The organism is Burkholderia sp. MR1-5-21 (assembly GCF_053427715.1).
The window spans coordinates 278,717-293,709 of the sequence record NZ_JBSAXD010000001.1; the positions used below are offsets into that span (position 1 = coordinate 278,717).

General features: G+C 67.5%; 14 protein-coding genes and 1 pseudogene. 7 read left to right on the forward strand and 8 right to left on the reverse strand.

What is annotated here, in order from left to right:
- Positions 1–61 precede the first annotated feature (61 nt).
- Positions 62–2,035, reverse strand: coding sequence for an ATP-dependent zinc metalloprotease FtsH (ftsH, locus tag ACV229_RS01105; protein ID WP_448081266.1), 1,974 nt, complete (start codon positions 2,033–2,035; stop codon positions 62–64).
- Between the two features lie 37 nt (positions 2,036–2,072).
- Positions 2,073–2,582, reverse strand: a complete 510-nt coding sequence (locus tag ACV229_RS01110) for a BCAM0308 family protein (protein ID WP_448081267.1) — start codon at positions 2,580–2,582, stop codon at positions 2,073–2,075.
- A gap of 473 nt (positions 2,583–3,055) precedes the next feature.
- Between ACV229_RS01110 and ACV229_RS01115 the strand changes: the two genes are divergently transcribed.
- The gene (locus ACV229_RS01115; protein WP_448081268.1) at positions 3,056–4,735 is read left to right on the forward strand and encodes an acid phosphatase; all 1,680 of its coding nucleotides are present in this window, start codon (positions 3,056–3,058) and stop codon (positions 4,733–4,735) included.
- Between the two features lie 136 nt (positions 4,736–4,871).
- Here ACV229_RS01115 and ACV229_RS01120 read toward each other — a convergent pair whose 3' ends face one another.
- The 3 genes from ACV229_RS01120 to ACV229_RS01130 form a co-directional block, all read right to left on the reverse strand.
- Entirely contained in the window at positions 4,872–5,192 is a 321-nt protein-coding gene (locus ACV229_RS01120) for a hypothetical protein (protein ID WP_448081269.1), read from the reverse strand.
- Positions 5,193–5,209: 17 nt separating this feature from the next.
- Complete coding sequence (locus ACV229_RS01125) at positions 5,210–5,590, reverse strand: hypothetical protein (protein ID WP_448081270.1); 381 nt, start codon at positions 5,588–5,590, stop codon at positions 5,210–5,212.
- Between the two features lie 206 nt (positions 5,591–5,796).
- Positions 5,797–6,147, reverse strand: coding sequence for a hypothetical protein (locus ACV229_RS01130; protein WP_448081271.1), 351 nt, complete (start codon positions 6,145–6,147; stop codon positions 5,797–5,799).
- Positions 6,148–6,267: 120 nt separating this feature from the next.
- Here ACV229_RS01130 and ACV229_RS01135 point away from each other — a divergent pair.
- Positions 6,268–6,449 (forward strand): annotated as a pseudogene (locus tag ACV229_RS01135) (hypothetical protein); the annotation flags it as partial.
- A gap of 61 nt (positions 6,450–6,510) precedes the next feature.
- Here ACV229_RS01135 and ACV229_RS01140 read toward each other — a convergent pair.
- Both ACV229_RS01140 and ACV229_RS01145 read right to left on the reverse strand, forming a co-directional pair.
- Positions 6,511–7,995: an FAD-dependent oxidoreductase gene (locus tag ACV229_RS01140; RefSeq protein WP_448081272.1), complete on the reverse strand. Its 1,485-nt coding sequence runs from the start codon at positions 7,993–7,995 to the stop codon at positions 6,511–6,513.
- 26 nt (positions 7,996–8,021) lie between these two features.
- A complete protein-coding gene (locus ACV229_RS01145) occupies positions 8,022–8,231 on the reverse strand; it encodes a hypothetical protein (protein ID WP_448081273.1) in 210 nt (69 codons plus the stop codon).
- Between the two features lie 441 nt (positions 8,232–8,672).
- Between ACV229_RS01145 and ACV229_RS01150 the strand changes: the two genes are divergently transcribed.
- From ACV229_RS01150 to ACV229_RS01170, 5 genes are all read left to right on the forward strand, one after another.
- On the forward strand, positions 8,673–9,089 hold the full coding sequence (locus tag ACV229_RS01150) for a nuclear transport factor 2 family protein (RefSeq protein WP_448081274.1): 417 nt from the start codon (positions 8,673–8,675) through the stop codon (positions 9,087–9,089).
- A 3-nt stretch (positions 9,090–9,092) separates the two neighbouring features.
- Positions 9,093–9,962 carry an SDR family NAD(P)-dependent oxidoreductase gene (locus ACV229_RS01155; RefSeq protein ID WP_448081275.1) on the forward strand — a complete coding sequence of 290 codons (870 nt, stop codon included), beginning with the start codon at positions 9,093–9,095 and terminating at the stop codon, positions 9,960–9,962.
- 38 nt (positions 9,963–10,000) lie between these two features.
- Positions 10,001–10,759, forward strand: a complete 759-nt coding sequence (locus ACV229_RS01160) for an SDR family oxidoreductase (RefSeq protein WP_448081276.1) — start codon at positions 10,001–10,003, stop codon at positions 10,757–10,759.
- Between the two features lie 37 nt (positions 10,760–10,796).
- A complete protein-coding gene (locus ACV229_RS01165) occupies positions 10,797–11,633 on the forward strand; it encodes an SDR family NAD(P)-dependent oxidoreductase (protein WP_448081277.1) in 837 nt (278 codons plus the stop codon).
- 72 nt (positions 11,634–11,705) lie between these two features.
- Positions 11,706–12,614: an NAD-dependent epimerase/dehydratase family protein gene (locus ACV229_RS01170; RefSeq protein ID WP_448081278.1), complete on the forward strand. Its 909-nt coding sequence runs from the start codon at positions 11,706–11,708 to the stop codon at positions 12,612–12,614.
- A 150-nt stretch (positions 12,615–12,764) separates the two neighbouring features.
- On the opposite strand, the gene ACV229_RS01175 is transcribed toward ACV229_RS01170, so the two are convergent.
- Entirely contained in the window at positions 12,765–14,630 is a 1,866-nt protein-coding gene (locus ACV229_RS01175; RefSeq protein ID WP_448081279.1) for a phosphoenolpyruvate carboxykinase (GTP), read from the reverse strand.
- Positions 14,631–14,993 lie beyond the last annotated feature (363 nt).

Consider the following 14,993-nt stretch of genomic DNA (forward strand, 5'->3'; position numbering starts at 1 on the left):
TCCGCACGGCGGCGCGCGCGGCGCAATCGGCATTTTCCGGGCTTGAACCGGTGAACGGCCGTCAGCGGTCGGGTTTGCGCGGCGCGTCGTAAGTCATCAGGTCGTGCACGTCGGCGCTCGCGCCGTCGGGCGCGCTCGTTGCGGCGCCCTGCTGCGCTTGCGCTTGCGCTTCGGCTGCGGCGGGATGCGGCGGCTCACCGGGCGGCGCGATCAGCGCCAGCAACTCGTCGTGTTCGAGCACTTCGCATTCGAGCAGACGGCGAGCGATCCGTTCGAGCGCATCGCGGCGCTCGCCAAGCGTCGAAATGACGCGCGCATGCGCGTCCTCGAGCAGCGCGCGCACCTCGTCGTCGATCAGTTGCGCGGTGTGCTCGCTGCAGCGGCCGTCGCCGGCCTGCCAGCCGGGCATTCCCGCGCGCGGCGCGGCATCGTCGAACGTCGCGAGGCCGATGGTCTGGCTCATCCCGTACTGCGTGATCATGTGCCGCACCATCGCGGTCGCGCGTTCGAGATCGTTCTGCGCGCCGGTCGACACGTCGGCGAACACGAGTTCTTCGGCGACCCGCCCGCCGAGCAGCGCGTCGAGCCGGTCGAGCAGCTCGCTCTTGCGCAGCACGTAGCGATCCTCGGTCGGCACCTGCTGCGTGAAGCCGAGCGCCGCCACGCCGCGCGGAATGATCGACACCTTCTTGACCGGATCGCAATGCTTGCGGCTTTGCGCGACGAGCGCGTGCCCGGCCTCGTGATACGCGATCGTCACCTTCTCCTGTTCGTTCATCACGCGGCTCTTGCGCTCCATGCCCGTCATCGCGCGGTCGATCGCCTCGTCGAAATCGGCCATCTCGATCGCCGGCTTGCCCTGCTCGGCCGCATGCAGCGCGGCCTCGTTGACGACATTCGCGAGATCCGCGCCGACGAAACCCGGCGTGCGCGACGCCAGCTCGGCGAGGTCGACGCCGGCCGCGAGCTTCACGTGCTTCACGTGCACGCCGAGGATCTGCTTGCGGCCGCCGAGGTCGGGCCGGTCGATCGCGATGTGCCGGTCGAAACGCCCCGGGCGCAGCAGCGCGGGATCGAGGATCTCGGGACGGTTGGTCGCGGCCATGATGATCACGCCGGAATTCGCCTGGAAGCCGTCCATCTCGACGAGCAGCTGGTTGAGCGTCTGCTCGCGCTCGTCGTTGCCCGACATCATGCCGACGCCGCGCACCTTGCCGAGCGCATCGAGCTCGTCGACGAACACGATGCACGGCGCCTTCTGCTGCGCCTGCTCGAACAGGTCGCGCACGCGCGCCGCGCCGACCCCGACGAACATCTCGACGAACGCCGATCCGCTGATCGAGAAGAACGGCACGGCGGCCTCGCCGGCGACTGCGCGCGCGAGCAGCGTCTTGCCGGTGCCCGGCGCGCCGACGATCAGCACGCCCTTCGGGATCTTGCCGCCGAGCCGGCTGTAGCGTTCCGGGTTGCGCAGGAACGCGACGAGCTGCTGCAGCTCGGCCTTCGCCTCGTCGATGCCGGCGATGTCGTCGAACGTGATGCCGGTGGCCTGCTGCACGTACACGCGCGCCTGGCTCTTGCCCATCCCGCTGAAGTCCTGCAGCCCGCCGCGCCGCCGCAGCATCATGTTCCAGATGAAGATGAAGCCGATCAGCGGCAGCACCCACGACGCGAGCGCCGCGAGCCAGCCCGTGTCAGGCGTGCCGTGATAGCGGATCCCGGCGGCCGTCAGCGTGTCGATCAGATGCTCGTCGGTCACGCGGTTCGTCGTGAAGCGCCACGGCGCGCCGGCCTCCTTCACGACCGCCGTCTCGGACGCCGGCAGCACCGCGGCCGCCTGCGGCATCCGCAGCGTGCCGGAGATCGACGCCGGGCTGATCTCGAGATCGTCGACGAGCCGCGCGGCGACGAGCTGGTGGAAATCGCTGTACGCGATCGACGTCGACGACGGATGCAGCATCAGCAGCTGCACCGCGAACAGCACGAAGAAGCCGATCGCAATCAGCAGTCCCGGATAGTCGAATTTTCTGTCCATGTCATCGGGCCGGGCACGCGGGCGCGCCGTCGTACGCTCATGCGTCCGCACGCTTCCATTCGGCGCGCAGGATCCCTTCGCCGTCCGGGTAATGCAGCGTCAGCTTGCCGTGGTGCGCGCGCACCATCGCCTTGCCGAGCCGCCGGAGCATGTGCACGCCGGTCGTGAGCACGGTCATCGACGCGTCCCCGTCATCGATTTCCATGATCCGTTCGAGCGGGTGCGCGCGGGTTTCGTCGTCCGCCTGGTTGTTGAGCAGCGCGAGGATGTCCGCGCGGCGGCGCTCGACGTATGCGCCGCTCAGGGTCAGTTCGCCGGCCGGCGCGCGATCTTCCGTGCGCTTGCAGGCCGGGCACTGTTGCGCCTTCGCGTCGTCCGGCGCCGCGTGCCAGGTCCAGCGGCCGTCGTCGTACGATGCGCTGCACGTCGTGCAGCGGGTCGCGGTCTTGAGCCGCTTCGGCGCGTGATAGCTGTCGTCGGTATGGGCGGGCGGCCGCTGGTCGCGCCGCAGGGCCGACTGCATCGGAGTGGGATTCGAGTGGTTCATCGTCGCCTCGTTTCGTCAAATGAATGGGCGCTTGCGCATTCGCGCGGTCATGCGCGGACCCGCGTGTCGCGCGCGCCGTCGACCGACTCTCTCGTGCCGCATCGCGCTGTCCCGCTTGCGCGGTCTCACGTGATCCGCCCGGCGGCGCGGCGGCCGGCGGCTTCACCGGCCCGCGCGCGACGCCACGCGGTTCCCGCGGCCGGTGGCACCTGGCAGCCGGCGCCACCGGCACGCGCGCGCACGCGGCTCGTAAATCCAGTCTAGTTCGCTGCCGCGCGTCTCGCAGCGATGCGCGCGGCACCGTTTTGTCGGACTGATCCTTTGATCCCGCCCCTCATCGCGTTATAGTCCCGTTCGTGACATTTTCATGACAATGTCGCGCACGCCGCGATCGGTGTCACCATCGAGGGCGCATGCGCCGACCGGCCACGCATTCGACGACCCTCCACCCGCCCATCCGAGGAGCCCACGACGTGAACGAGACCCCTGACCGGCCCGACGACCTCCCCGACGATCCCGACCGCCGCCGCGTGCTCGGCGGCATCGCCGCGCTTGGCGCGAGCGTCGCGAGCGTTGCACTCACCGGCTGCGAAAGCACGCCATCGGCCAGTGCGGCGCCGCGCTCCGCGGCCGACCTCCGGCTCGACGACGCGCTGCGCCAGCAGGTGCGCAACATCGTCGTGATCTATGCGGAGAACCGCAGCTTCGCGAACCTGTACGGCGATTTCCCCGGCGTGCAAACGCCGTTGAGCGCGGTGCCGCGCGAGCATGCGCAGCAGCTCGACCGCGACGGCAAGACGCCGCTGCCGGTGCTGCCGAAGATCTGGGGCGGGCTCGTGCCGCAGGCGCAGGAAGTCGACGGCCGCCGCTACGCGATCGCGGAGCACGACATCCAGAAGCTGCCGAACGCGCCGTTCCTGATCCGCGACGTGAACGGCAAGCCGCTGCCGAACGGCGTGATCACGCGCGACCTGTGGCACCGCTTCTACCAGAACCAGATGCAGATCAACGCGGGCCGCAACGACCAGTTCGCCGCGTGGGCCGATTCGGGCGGCCTCGTGATGGGGCACTACCGCAATTCGGCCGACACGCTGCGGCTGTGGAATCTCGCGCGGCAATACACGCTTTGCGACAATTTCTTCATGGCGGCCTTCGGCGGCTCGTGGCTCAACCACATGTTCCTGATTTCCGCGCAGGCGCCGCTGTATCCGGACGCGCACAAGCATCCGCAAGCGGCGAAGCTGCTGTCGGCGGTCGACGGCGACGACCCTGCCGGCACGCGCCTGAAGCTGGCGGCCGATTCGCCGGCGTCCGCGCTCGACGGCCCGCCGAAGTTCGCGCGCGACGGCGCGCTGACGCCCGACGGCTACGGCGTGAACACGATGGCGCCGCCGTATCAGCCGAGCTACGTGCCCCCGCCCGAGAACGGCAACCCCACCTATGCCGATCCGGCCGATCACCGCGTGCTGCCGCCGCAGGCGTACGCGACGATCGGCGACCGGCTGTCGGACAAGGGCGTCGACTGGGCGTGGTACAGCGGTGCGTGGCAATTCGCGCTCGAGCATCGCGACACCGGCAACGTGCCCGATTTCCAGTATCACCATCAGCCGTTCAATTACTTCGTCAAGTACGCGCCCGGCACCGAGGCACGCCGCCGCCACCTGCGCGACGCGGGGCTCGGCGACGATCCGTCGACCAACCGCTTCATCGCCGACATCGACGCGGGCCGCCTGCCCGCGGTCACGTTCTACAAGCCGCAGGGCAACCTGAACATGCACGCGGGCTATGCGGACGTCGAGTCGGGCGACCGGCACATCGCGAACGTGATCGAGCACATCCGCCGCGGGCCGCAATGGGCGAATACGGTGATCGTGATGACGCACGACGAGAACGGCGGCTGGTGGGATCCGGTCGCGCCGCCGGCGGGCGACCGCTGGGGCCCCGGCTCGCGGATTCCGGCGCTCGTGATCGCGCCGTTCGCGAAGAAGGGCTACGTGGACCACATGATGTACGACACGAACTCGATCCTGCGCTTCATCAGCCGCGTGCACGGGCTCGCGCCGCTGGACGGTGTGGCGGCGCGCGACCGGGCGTTCGCCGCGCGCGGACAGACGCCGCCGGGGGATCTGACGAACGCGCTCGATCTCGGCTGATGCATTCGTGAAGCGATGGATCGGGTTCCGCATCAGCGTCCGGCTGTTTCGCCGTGAATCGCGTGTGCGCGGTCGTGGCGGTACATCGCATAAGCGATGTACCGTCCGGCCAGCACGTCGGCGGGATCGATCGGCGTCATGCGCGCATCGGCAGCACTTGCTCCATCAGCGCAGGCTGGGTGCGGCCCTGTGCGGCGCTCTTCAGTTTGGAGGACACCGTATAGAGAACCGTCCCGCGCTGCCCTTCGGACACAGCCTTGTAAAGTGCGATGCCGGGTTGCCGCGCGTATAGCTGCCAAACGTGAACAGCGGCGCGACAGCGACCGCCATGCATACGGCCGTTACTCTTACGAACACAAATGATACTGGGGGGGGGCAGCACGATCTCGTCGATTACCCCCGTGGAAAGTGTGCTTGTAGCCTTGTCGCGGAATAGTGGAGAAGTCAGGCTATCCATTTAAATGTCATGACCTTTTATCTCGATAAAGTTCTGAGATCATGAGCCACCCCTCCAATGGTCGCTGGCACGACAAACAAAAATACCGGCGTTCCACTTCCAAGTTTCAATAGAATTCCAAAAATAGAAATAATGACGGCAAGTCCGCTAGCCGCCAGCGATGTCGAGATCGTGTATTTGCTGATGTCGATATAGCGTCCAGGCCGAGAGGGTATTGCCATCCTCGCAACGAAACATGCCACAAAGCATGTAGCGCATCCCGCCAGATAGTCTTTTAGAAAATCTGGCTCGCATAGCCAAAAGATGATTGAAGTGGCTATTGTTAGAGTTAATCCAACGCAAGTATAAGTAACTAAAAATTGTTTCCTGGGCGCATCTCTTCTCATATAGGCATTCATTCGATCAATGCTCGCCTCGCCACACGCGTGGCATTGCGGGATGGTGGAATATGGGATTTCATATTTCACGCCCTTCAGGTTGATGATGGTTTAGTGGATTCTTAGAATGATAAAAACGATGCAAGCCCATCCGACTGTACGCCGATGGGCCCGACGCTGGTCAGATCCAAGGGTATCGACTAGCCAAGTTGACCGGCATTTAAGAATTAGAAATGACTTTCAAGCCAGTCCGAGAGTCCCCACATGGTTTCGAATCGAGGGCGAAATGACGGACCAAAAAAGGCGGCCCAACCCTCATCCTGGATTTTGTTCAGGACATAAGCGCCAGAAGCCCCTCCAACCATTGCCCCGTAGATCGAGCCAACGCCCGCGCCAACAATCGCACCACCAACGGTACCAATGCCCGGAACGACAGATCCAATGGCGGCACCGACTGCTGCGCCGACCTCGGGCCCCCACGCTGCCCCGGCAACACTGCCGGCGACTGTGCCTACTACGGTACCAGTAAATCCAGCCCCGGCAACCGCTGAAATTTCATTCAAGGTCATCTCTCTCATTGCATAGAACTCCTGAGAATATGCGTCAGATGATGTCGATTTCGGGCGCCCAAACGTATGCTATTCGTAATGCGAATCATTTGCAATAGAACGTTCCCGATGATGATCGGGTTTGGTGCGAGAAGCGAGCAATGCAACCACTTCGACCAGTGGCTGACGTTGGGCGGCGACGGCCTCATTGCAGAATGTGTCCGCACGAGCAGTGCAAGATCATCCCCATCGTCGCGAACATGGTGATCTTGAATAACGTGCAGTGGATGTTACGCAGGCTGGAGGAATTGCAGGCGAAGGGGCATCCGATAGCGCGGAGGCGCTCATAAGCCGATCCACCTCTATCGGCGCGCACCTCGCTATGTACGATAGCTACTCGGCATCGCGGCCCGCGTGCGCTGCATGACGCCCCGCTTGCCGCCCGAAGAACGTCGCGTCCGCGAGCGACAGCCCCGAACTGTACCCGGCGCCCCAGCGCGGCAATCCGCAGGTCGTACGGCCGGCCGCGTACAACCCGGGCACCGGCGTGCGCGTCGCGTCGACGACTTGCCCGGTCGGCAGCGTGTCGAGCCCGCCGAGCGTGAAATGCGGATAGAACGCGTAGTCGATCCGGCAGTCGAGCGCGACGAACGGCGGCTCGTTCAGCGGCTTCAGCCATTTCGCGGCCTTGTGGAACAGCGGATCGACGCCTTGCGCCGCGTGACGGTTGTAGACGTCGACGGTCGCGGTCAGCGTGCCGGCCGGCATCTGCAGATCGCGCTCGACCTCTTCCCAGCTTTCGCCGGCCGCCGCGATGCCGATCCGCGCGATCGCGGGCGGCTCCTGGTAGGTCGCCTGGTCCACGAGCAGGTAGATCCGGTCGCCGGGCTGCTGGAACGCGTGCTGCCCCGTGCGGCCGTGATAGCCGTCCTCGTTGATGAAGCGCTGCCCGCGTTCGTTCACGAAAATCCCGTTGATCAGCGATTCCGGCGCATAGAACGGCAGGCTGACGAACGCCTGGTCCATGTGGATCGCCGCGCCGCCCGCGCTCACGCCCAGCTGGATGCCCGCGCCGTCGTCGCCGGGGCTGCCGATCGGATCGGCCGAGCGAAGCAGCTGCGGCGCGTGACGGCGCACCATGTCGCGGTTCATCGCGAAACCGCCCGCGCACAGGATCACCGCGCGCCGCGCGCGCACGATCGCGGTCTCGCCATACGCGCGCAGCACCGCGCCGCACACGGCGCCGGCATCGTCGACGATCAGCGCGAGCGCGCGCGTGTCGTAGCGGGTCGCGACGCCGAGCGCCTGCACGCGGTCGGCCAGTACTTTCATCAGCATCTGGCCGCCGCCCCAGCCCGGCCATTGCGGCGTGTGGCCGCGCGGGCACGGCTTCGCGGCCTCGCTGAACGGCCAGGCCTCCTCGCTGCCGGACCAGATCAGGCAGTCGTCGGTTTCCGGCTCGACGATCCGCTCGGCGATGAACGTGTTCCTGTACGTGAGCCCCTGCGCGACGAGCCAGTCGTGATGCGCGAGGCTCTCGTCCGCGTAGAGGCGCACCTTGCCCTCGTCCGCGTCGCGGCCGCCCGCGAGCATCAGGTAGCGGTACAGGTCCTCCGTGTCGTCGCGAAAGCCGGCCTGCCGCTGCGCGGGCGTGCCGCCGCTGCCGCCGAGGTAGATCTCGCCGCCCGACAGCGCGCTCGTGCCGCCGTAGCTCGATGCGCGCTCGACGATCAGCGTGTCGGCGCCGGCGCTCGCGGCTTCGATCGCCGCGCATGCGCCGGCGGCGCCGAAGCCGACGATCACGACGTCGTGCTCGGCATCCCAGTGGCGCACGTCGCGGAGGTTCAGGGGACGGGTCAGCGAGTATTCCGATGGCATGGAGAAAAGGTCTGCGTGAAGGGAGATCACATGCCGCGCAGCGCGGCGAACCCGAAGCGCGCGGGATCGATCGGCACACAGCCGGTCGGCAGGCCGTTCGCGTCGACCGAGCGGCATTGCAGGGTGCCCGGCGCATACGGCGGCGGCGCCACCTCGTCGGTCGCATAACGCGCCATTGCGATGGCCGCGAGCGTGCCTGCGGCGAGTGCGCCCAGCTTGCGATTCGTCAGTCTCATGATCGTCCCCTCCAGATGCGCCGCGTGTGCGGTCTCGGGTCCGGCGCGGCAGGCGCCGCAGCGGATGACTGCACGGTAGCGGCCGGCCTCGCGCCGGCCATCGTCCGTTTTGACTAAGGGCAAACGCGGAGCGGCCGCCAATGCGCGCGCTGCACCGCAGCATCGGCGCTCGACGATCGGCGTGCCGGGCGAAGGATTTGCGTGGAGTCGCAGCCCCGACGCGGGCATTCGTCCCGCCGCCGCGCGGCCGGCGGCTTGTTGCGCCGCAAGATCGCCGCGCTGCCGAATCGGGCCTCGTGTTTTCCCCAGTCCGGCCCCTGCTCCGTATGGATGATGAGTCCGGTCCGGCCGGATGCGAACCTGCGCATCGCCAGGCGGCCCTGCCCGTCGTTCCGTCGTCGCTGCACGGCCACCTTCTCCGTCCTTTCACGGGAGTCCGGCATGACCGATTCGAATCCCCGTCACGCGCTGTACGAACTCGCCTGCCGCTATGCGCAGGCGGTCGACCGGCGCGACTGGCGGCAGCTCGCCACCCTCTTCACCCCCGACGCGCGTCTGGCCGGCCCCGGCTTCGCGTTCGACGATCGCGACGCGATCGTCGCCGGGATGGGCGCGATTGGGCGCTACGACACGACCCAGCACCACGTGCACAACCAGCTCGTCACGCTCGACGGCGGCGAGGCAGCCGTCGAGACGTACGGCGTCGCATGCCACGTGTATGTGCGCGACGGCGTGAAGCGCAAGCTCGACTGGGGGCTGCGCTACCACGACCGCTGCGTGTTCGATGGCGGCGCGTGGCGCTTCGCCGCGCGCACGCTGCACGTCGACTGGGCGCAAGACCTGCCGCTGGAGGGCTGAACGATGCGCGCTTCCCTTCCCGCGGCTCGTCCTCTCGACGGCAAGACCGCGCTCGTGACGGGCGGCTCGTCCGGCATCGGCGCGGCCAGCGCACACGCGCTGCTCGCCGACGGTGCGTCCGTCGTGCTGATGGGCCGCCGCCGCGACGCGCTCGAACGCGCACAGCAGCAGCTGACGGACGCGGTGCCGGGTGGCCGCGTCGCGATCCATGCGGGCGATGCCGGCGTCGAAGCCGATCTGCTCGACGCGCTGCAGCGCGCGTGGTCGCTGAACGGGCGGCTCGACATCGTCGTACCGACGGTCGGCGGCGCCGCGTTCCGGCCGCTGCTGATGCACGACGCCGACAGCTTCCGCGCGGACCTCGAACTCAACGTGATGAGCGCGTTCCTCGCGATCCGCCACGCGGCGCCGATGCTCGCGGACAGCGGCGGCGGCTCGGTCGTGTGCATTTCGTCGACCGCCGCGCGGATCAATTTCCGCTGGCTGGCCGGCTATTGCACCGCGAAGGCCGCGCTGGAAGCGCTGGTCCGCGCGGCGGCCGAGGAACTGGCCGGCGCGAAGATCCGCGTGAACGCGGTGCGCCCGGGGCTCACGCGCTCCGAAGCGACCGCACCGATGTTCGACAACCGCGCGCTCGTCGACAGCTTTCTCGACCAGATCCCGCTGCGCACGCTCGGCGAGCCCGACGCGATCGCGCACGCGGTGCGCTACCTCGCGGGGCCGGAATCGGGCTGGGTGACGGGCCAGAGCTTCGCGGTCGACGGCGGCCACGAGCTGCGCGCGAACCCGCGCGTCGACGACACGATCGCGCAGATCTTCGGCGCGGCCGCGCTCGACGCGGTGAAGGCCGGCCGCGCGCCCGGCCGTGCATGAGCCGTCGTTCCCTTTCACACACAGGAATCTCTTCGACCATGAATCGAGTCGCAAACAAGGTCGCGCTGATCACCGGCGCGGCGAGCGGCGTCGGCCGCGCGGATGCGCTGCTGCTGGCATCTGAAGGTGCGCGCGTCGTGCTCACCGACATCAACGAGGACGCGGGCCACGCGCTCGCACGCGAGATCGGCGACGCCGCGCTGTTCGTGCGCCACGACATCGCCGACGAAGACGGCTGGCAACAGGCGATCGCGGCGACGCTCGCGCGCTTCGGCCGGCTCGACGTGCTGGTGAACAACGCGGCGATCTGTCCGGTCGGCACGATCGAGGAGACGAGCCTCGATACGTGGCAGCGCGTGATGCGTACCAATGCGGACGGCTATTTCCTCGGCTGCAAGTACGCGATCGACGCGATGAAGCACAACACGACGCAGGGTTCGATCGTGATGATGTCGTCGGTCGCCGCGCTCGGCGGCCTGCCGATGATGTGCGCATACACGGGCTCGAAAGGCGCCGTGACGGCGCTCACGCGCAGCGTCGCCGCGCACTGCAAGCGCAGCGGCTACCGGATCCGCTGCAACTCGATCCACCCGGACGGAATCTGGACGCCGATGACGCAGGCGCTCGTACCCGATCTCGACCCGGCGACGCTCGGCATCGGCCATGACCCGATGGCGCGGATGTGCGATCCGCAGGACGTCGCGAATCTCGTGCTGTTCCTTGCGTCCGACGAATCGCGTTTCGTGAACGGCGCGGAACTGCGGATCGACAACGCTCAACTGATCTCGTCGCTGTGACGCGGCGCGTGCGAATTTTTCCCGGAGGTTGATCCAGATGATTGCAATGACCGGCAAGACCGTGCTGATCACCGGCGGCGGCGCGGGCATCGGCCGCGCCTGCGCGGAAGCGTTCGGCGCGGCGGGCGCGCGCGTCGCGATCGCGGAAATCGATGCCGCCCGCGCGCAGGACGTGCGGCACACGCTGGAGGCGGCGGGCGTCGACGCGCTCGTCGAAGTCGTCGACGTCACGCGCGGCGACCAGGTCGACGCGTTCGCGAAAACGATCGACGCGCGCTTCGGCGGCCTCGACGTGCTCGTCAACAATGTCGGCGATTTCCTGCAGATCGCGAAATCGTTCGACGACTACACGGACGACGACATCGCGCGGCTGTTCGATGTGAACCTGCGGCAGGTGTTCGTCGTCACGCGCGCGATGCTGCCGCTGCTGCGGCGCCGTGGCGCCGGCGGCAGCATCGTCAGCGTGTCGTCGATCGAAGGGTTCCGCGCGATTCCGAACTGCGCGGTGTACGCATCGTTCAAGGCCGCGCTGACCGGCTTCACGAAAAGCCTCGCGCTCGAACTCGGGCCGGCCGGCATTCGCGTGAACCAGATCGCGCCCGAAACGACCGAGACGCCGCAGGTGCCCGTGAGCGCGATGGTCGCCGCCGAGCACCATGCGCACATGCCGCGCTGGATTCCGCTCGGCCGCTTCGGCGAGGCGGGCGACATCGCAGGCGCCGCGCTGTTCCTCGCGAGTCCGCTCGCCGCGTGGGTCACCGGCACGACGCTGCACGTCGACGGCGGCGCGCTCGCGGCGGCCGGCTGGTATCGCGACCCGAACGGCTTCTGGACCAACATGCCGGTCGTCACCGGCAACGGCTTCAACTTCTGAGCGGGCACACGCCCGCTTCCCTGTTGCGCGCGCATGGACGTCGTGCGCGCACGCATCCGCACCGGAGACACCATGAAGATCCTGATCATCGGCGGTACTGGCCTCATCGGCGGCCACGCCGCGCTCTACCTGCGCGAGCAGCGCAACGACATCACGCTCGCCGCGCGCAAGCCACCCGCAGCCGGCAGCGCGCTCGCTTCGTTCGACGTGCTGCAACGCGACTATGTCGCGGGCAATTTCACGCGAGACGATCTCGCGCGCTACGACGCGGTCGTGTTCGCGGCCGGCAACGATATCCGCCACTTGCCGCCCGGCACCGACGAAGCCGCGCACTGGGAACGCGCGAACATCGAGGCCGTGCCGCGCTTCTTCGCGCTCGCGCGCGACGCGGGCGTGAAGAAGGCGGTGCTCGTCGGCAGCTTCTATCCGCAGGTCGCGCCAGAACTCGTCGACACGGTGCCGTACGTGCGCTCGCGCCATCTTGCCGACGAACGCGTGCGTGCACTGGCGACGCCGTCGTTCTCCGTCTGCAGCGTCAACGCGCCGTTCGTCGTCGGATCGGTGCCGGGGCTGCGCAACGAGATGTTCGCCGCGTACACGGGCTATGCGGAAGGCAAGCTCGCGGGATTGCCCGTCTACGGGCCGGCGGGCGGCAGCAATTTCATCTCGACGCAGTCGCTGTCGGAAGCGATCTGGGGCGCGCTGCAGCGCGGCGAAGCGGGCAAGTCGTACCTGGTCGGCGACGAGAACCTGAGCTTCGCGGACTATTTCGCTGCGTTCTTCCGCGCGGCCGGCCATCCGCAGGACGTGCCGTCGCTCGATCAGGAACATCCGCTGCTGCCGGACATCGCGATCTACACGGGGCGCGGCAACGTGGTGTCGTACGAACCGGACCCCGCCGATCTCGCGGTGCTCCGCTACCGGCGCGGCGACGTGCAGCGCGCGGTCGACGAAGTCGTCGCGCATTGCCGCGCGCTGTGAGCGGGTGCGCGCGCGTCGCTTGCCGTGAATGACTGCGGTGAACCGCGCGCATCAAAAAAAATCCCGCGCCGGCATGGCGGCCGGCGCGGGGTGTCGATGACGGCGCGCCGGGCAAACCGGCGCTTGGCCTATTGTGAGGTCAGAGGCCGGTCATTCGCCGACGCGTTGCTCGATCTTCTTCATCGTATCGAGCAGCTCGGCCGGCAGGCGCAGCTTCAGCGTGTCGAACAGCTCCGCATGCAGCTTCAGCTCGTCGCGCCATTCGGCGTGATCCATCGACGTGACGGCATCGAACTGCGCGCGCGTGAAATCGAGCCCGTCCCAGTGCAGGTCGTCGTACGCGGGCGACACGCCGAACGCGTGCTCGCCGCCGCCGCCGTTGCCTTCGAGACGATCGAGCATCCACTTCAGCACGCGCATGTTCTCGCCGAAGCCCGGCCACACGAACTTGCCGTTCGCGTCCTTGCGGAACCAGTTCACGCAGTAGATCTTCGGTTGCGCGGCGCCGCTTGCAGCGAGCTGCTCGCCCATTTTCAGCCAGTGGCCGAAATAATCGCTCATGTTGTAGCCGCAGAACGGCAGCATCGCGAACGGGTCGCGTCGCACGATGCCCTGCTGGCCGACCGCGGCCGCAGTCGTTTCCGAGCCCATCGTCGCAGCCATGTACACGCCTTCGACCCAGTCGCGCGCTTCGGTCACGAGCGGCACGGTCGTCGAACGGCGGCCGCCGAAGATGAACGCATCGATCGGCACGCCGGCCGGGTTTTCCCAGTCGCCGTCGATCGACGGGCATTGCGCGGCCGGCGCGGTGAAGCGCGAGTTCGGATGGGCGGCCTTGCGGCCGGTTTCCTTGCCGATCTCCGGCGTCCACGGGTTGCCCTGCCAGTCGGTCAGCTTCGCGGGCGGCGTGTCGGTCAGCCCTTCCCACCAGACGTCGCCGTCCTCGGTCAGCGCGACGTTCGTGAAGATCACGTTTTCCTTCAGCGTCGAGATCGCGTTCGGGTTGGTCTTCTCGCCGGTGCCCGGAGCGACGCCGAAGAAGCCCGCCTCCGGATTGATCGCGTACAGGCGCCCGTCGCGGCCCGGCTTCAGCCAGGCGATATCGTCGCCGATCGTCGTGACCTGCCAGCCGTCGAAGCCCTTCGGCGGAATCAGCATCGCGAAGTTGGTCTTGCCGCATGCGGACGGGAACGCCGCCGCGACGTGATACTTCTTGCCGGCCGGCGACGTCACGCCGAGGATCAGCATGTGCTCGGCGAGCCAGCCCTGGTCGCGGCCCATCGTCGATGCGATGCGCAGCGCGAAGCACTTCTTGCCGAGCAGCGCGTTGCCGCCGTAGCCGGAGCCGAAGCTCCAGATCTCGCGCGTTTCCGGGAAATGCACGATGTACTTGACCGGGTTGCACGGCCACGGCACGTCCTGCTGGCCGGCTTCGAGCGGATGGCCGACGCTGTGCACGCACGGCACGAACGGGCCGTCTTCGCCGAGCACGTCGTACACGTCGCGGCCCATGCGCGTCATGATCCGCATGTTCACCGCGACGTATGGGCTGTCGGACAGCTCGACGCCGACGTGCGCGATCGGCGAGCCGAGCGGGCCCATCGAGAACGGCACGACGTACAGCGTGCGGCCGCGCATCGAGCCGCGGAACAGCCCGTCGAGCGTTGCGCGCATTTCGTCCGGCGCGATCCAGTTGTTGGTCGGTCCGACGTCGTCGCGCGACGCGGAGCAGATGAACGTGCGGTCCTCGACGCGCGCGACGTCCGACGGATCGGACTGCGCGAGATACGAATTGGGACGCTTCACCGGATCGAGGCGCTTCAGCGTCCCCTGCTCGACCATCGCCTGGCACAGCGCGTCGTATTCGGCTTGCGACCCGTCGCACCACACGATGCGGTCGGGTTCGGTGAGTTCGGCGATGCGCTTCACCCAGTCGATCAGCCCGCGGTGCTTGACGAAAGCCGGCGGAGCGATCTGCTGGCCGTGTGCTGCTTCGGCCGTGGTATTTGGCTGCATGTGGATGTCTCCAGTTTTATTGGGCGGGGATGGGGGGAGCGGGCCGGGCCCGCGAGATGGGTAAGCTGATCGGGAGACAGGTCGCAGCGGAGACCGCGCGCAGGACGTGACGCGCGAGCGGCGCGCGTGTCGGAGCCGTGATGCGGGCGAGAGGAATGTGTGTCTCGTTAGAGTATGCGAACGCGTGTTTCGCCATGCATGCAACCTGACGTACCAACTACATGATGGCCAGCATACCATTGCCAAATCTGCGCCGGCGTTGCGTTGCAACAAGAAACAAGTGTGACGGCGAGCAGGCATGCGGATTGCCGGTGCGTCACTTTTGCTGACAGATCGTGGCCGCCGTAGCGCCCCAATCGTGCA

What these genes read in the sequence shown, in the direction of transcription:
- ftsH (WP_448081266.1), bottom strand. Translation starts at nt 2,035, where the DNA reads ATGGACAGAAAATTCGACTATCCGGGACTGCTGATTGCGATCGGCTTC.
- ACV229_RS01110 (WP_448081267.1), bottom strand. Translation starts at nt 2,582, where the DNA reads ATGAACCACTCGAATCCCACTCCGATGCAGTCGGCCCTGCGGCGCGAC.
- ACV229_RS01120 (WP_448081269.1), bottom strand. Translation starts at nt 5,192, where the DNA reads ATGGATAGCCTGACTTCTCCACTATTCCGCGACAAGGCTACAAGCACA.
- ACV229_RS01125 (WP_448081270.1), bottom strand. Translation starts at nt 5,590, where the DNA reads ATGAATGCCTATATGAGAAGAGATGCGCCCAGGAAACAATTTTTAGTT.
- ACV229_RS01130 (WP_448081271.1), bottom strand. Translation starts at nt 6,147, where the DNA reads ATGAGAGAGATGACCTTGAATGAAATTTCAGCGGTTGCCGGGGCTGGA.
- ACV229_RS01140 (WP_448081272.1), bottom strand. Translation starts at nt 7,995, where the DNA reads ATGCCATCGGAATACTCGCTGACCCGTCCCCTGAACCTCCGCGACGTG.
- ACV229_RS01145 (WP_448081273.1), bottom strand. Translation starts at nt 8,231, where the DNA reads ATGAGACTGACGAATCGCAAGCTGGGCGCACTCGCCGCAGGCACGCTC.
- ACV229_RS01150 (WP_448081274.1), top strand. Translation starts at nt 8,673, where the DNA reads ATGACCGATTCGAATCCCCGTCACGCGCTGTACGAACTCGCCTGCCGC.
- ACV229_RS01155 (WP_448081275.1), top strand. Translation starts at nt 9,093, where the DNA reads ATGCGCGCTTCCCTTCCCGCGGCTCGTCCTCTCGACGGCAAGACCGCG.
- ACV229_RS01160 (WP_448081276.1), top strand. Translation starts at nt 10,001, where the DNA reads ATGAATCGAGTCGCAAACAAGGTCGCGCTGATCACCGGCGCGGCGAGC.
- ACV229_RS01165 (WP_448081277.1), top strand. Translation starts at nt 10,797, where the DNA reads ATGATTGCAATGACCGGCAAGACCGTGCTGATCACCGGCGGCGGCGCG.
- ACV229_RS01170 (WP_448081278.1), top strand. Translation starts at nt 11,706, where the DNA reads ATGAAGATCCTGATCATCGGCGGTACTGGCCTCATCGGCGGCCACGCC.
- ACV229_RS01175 (WP_448081279.1), bottom strand. Translation starts at nt 14,630, where the DNA reads ATGCAGCCAAATACCACGGCCGAAGCAGCACACGGCCAGCAGATCGCT.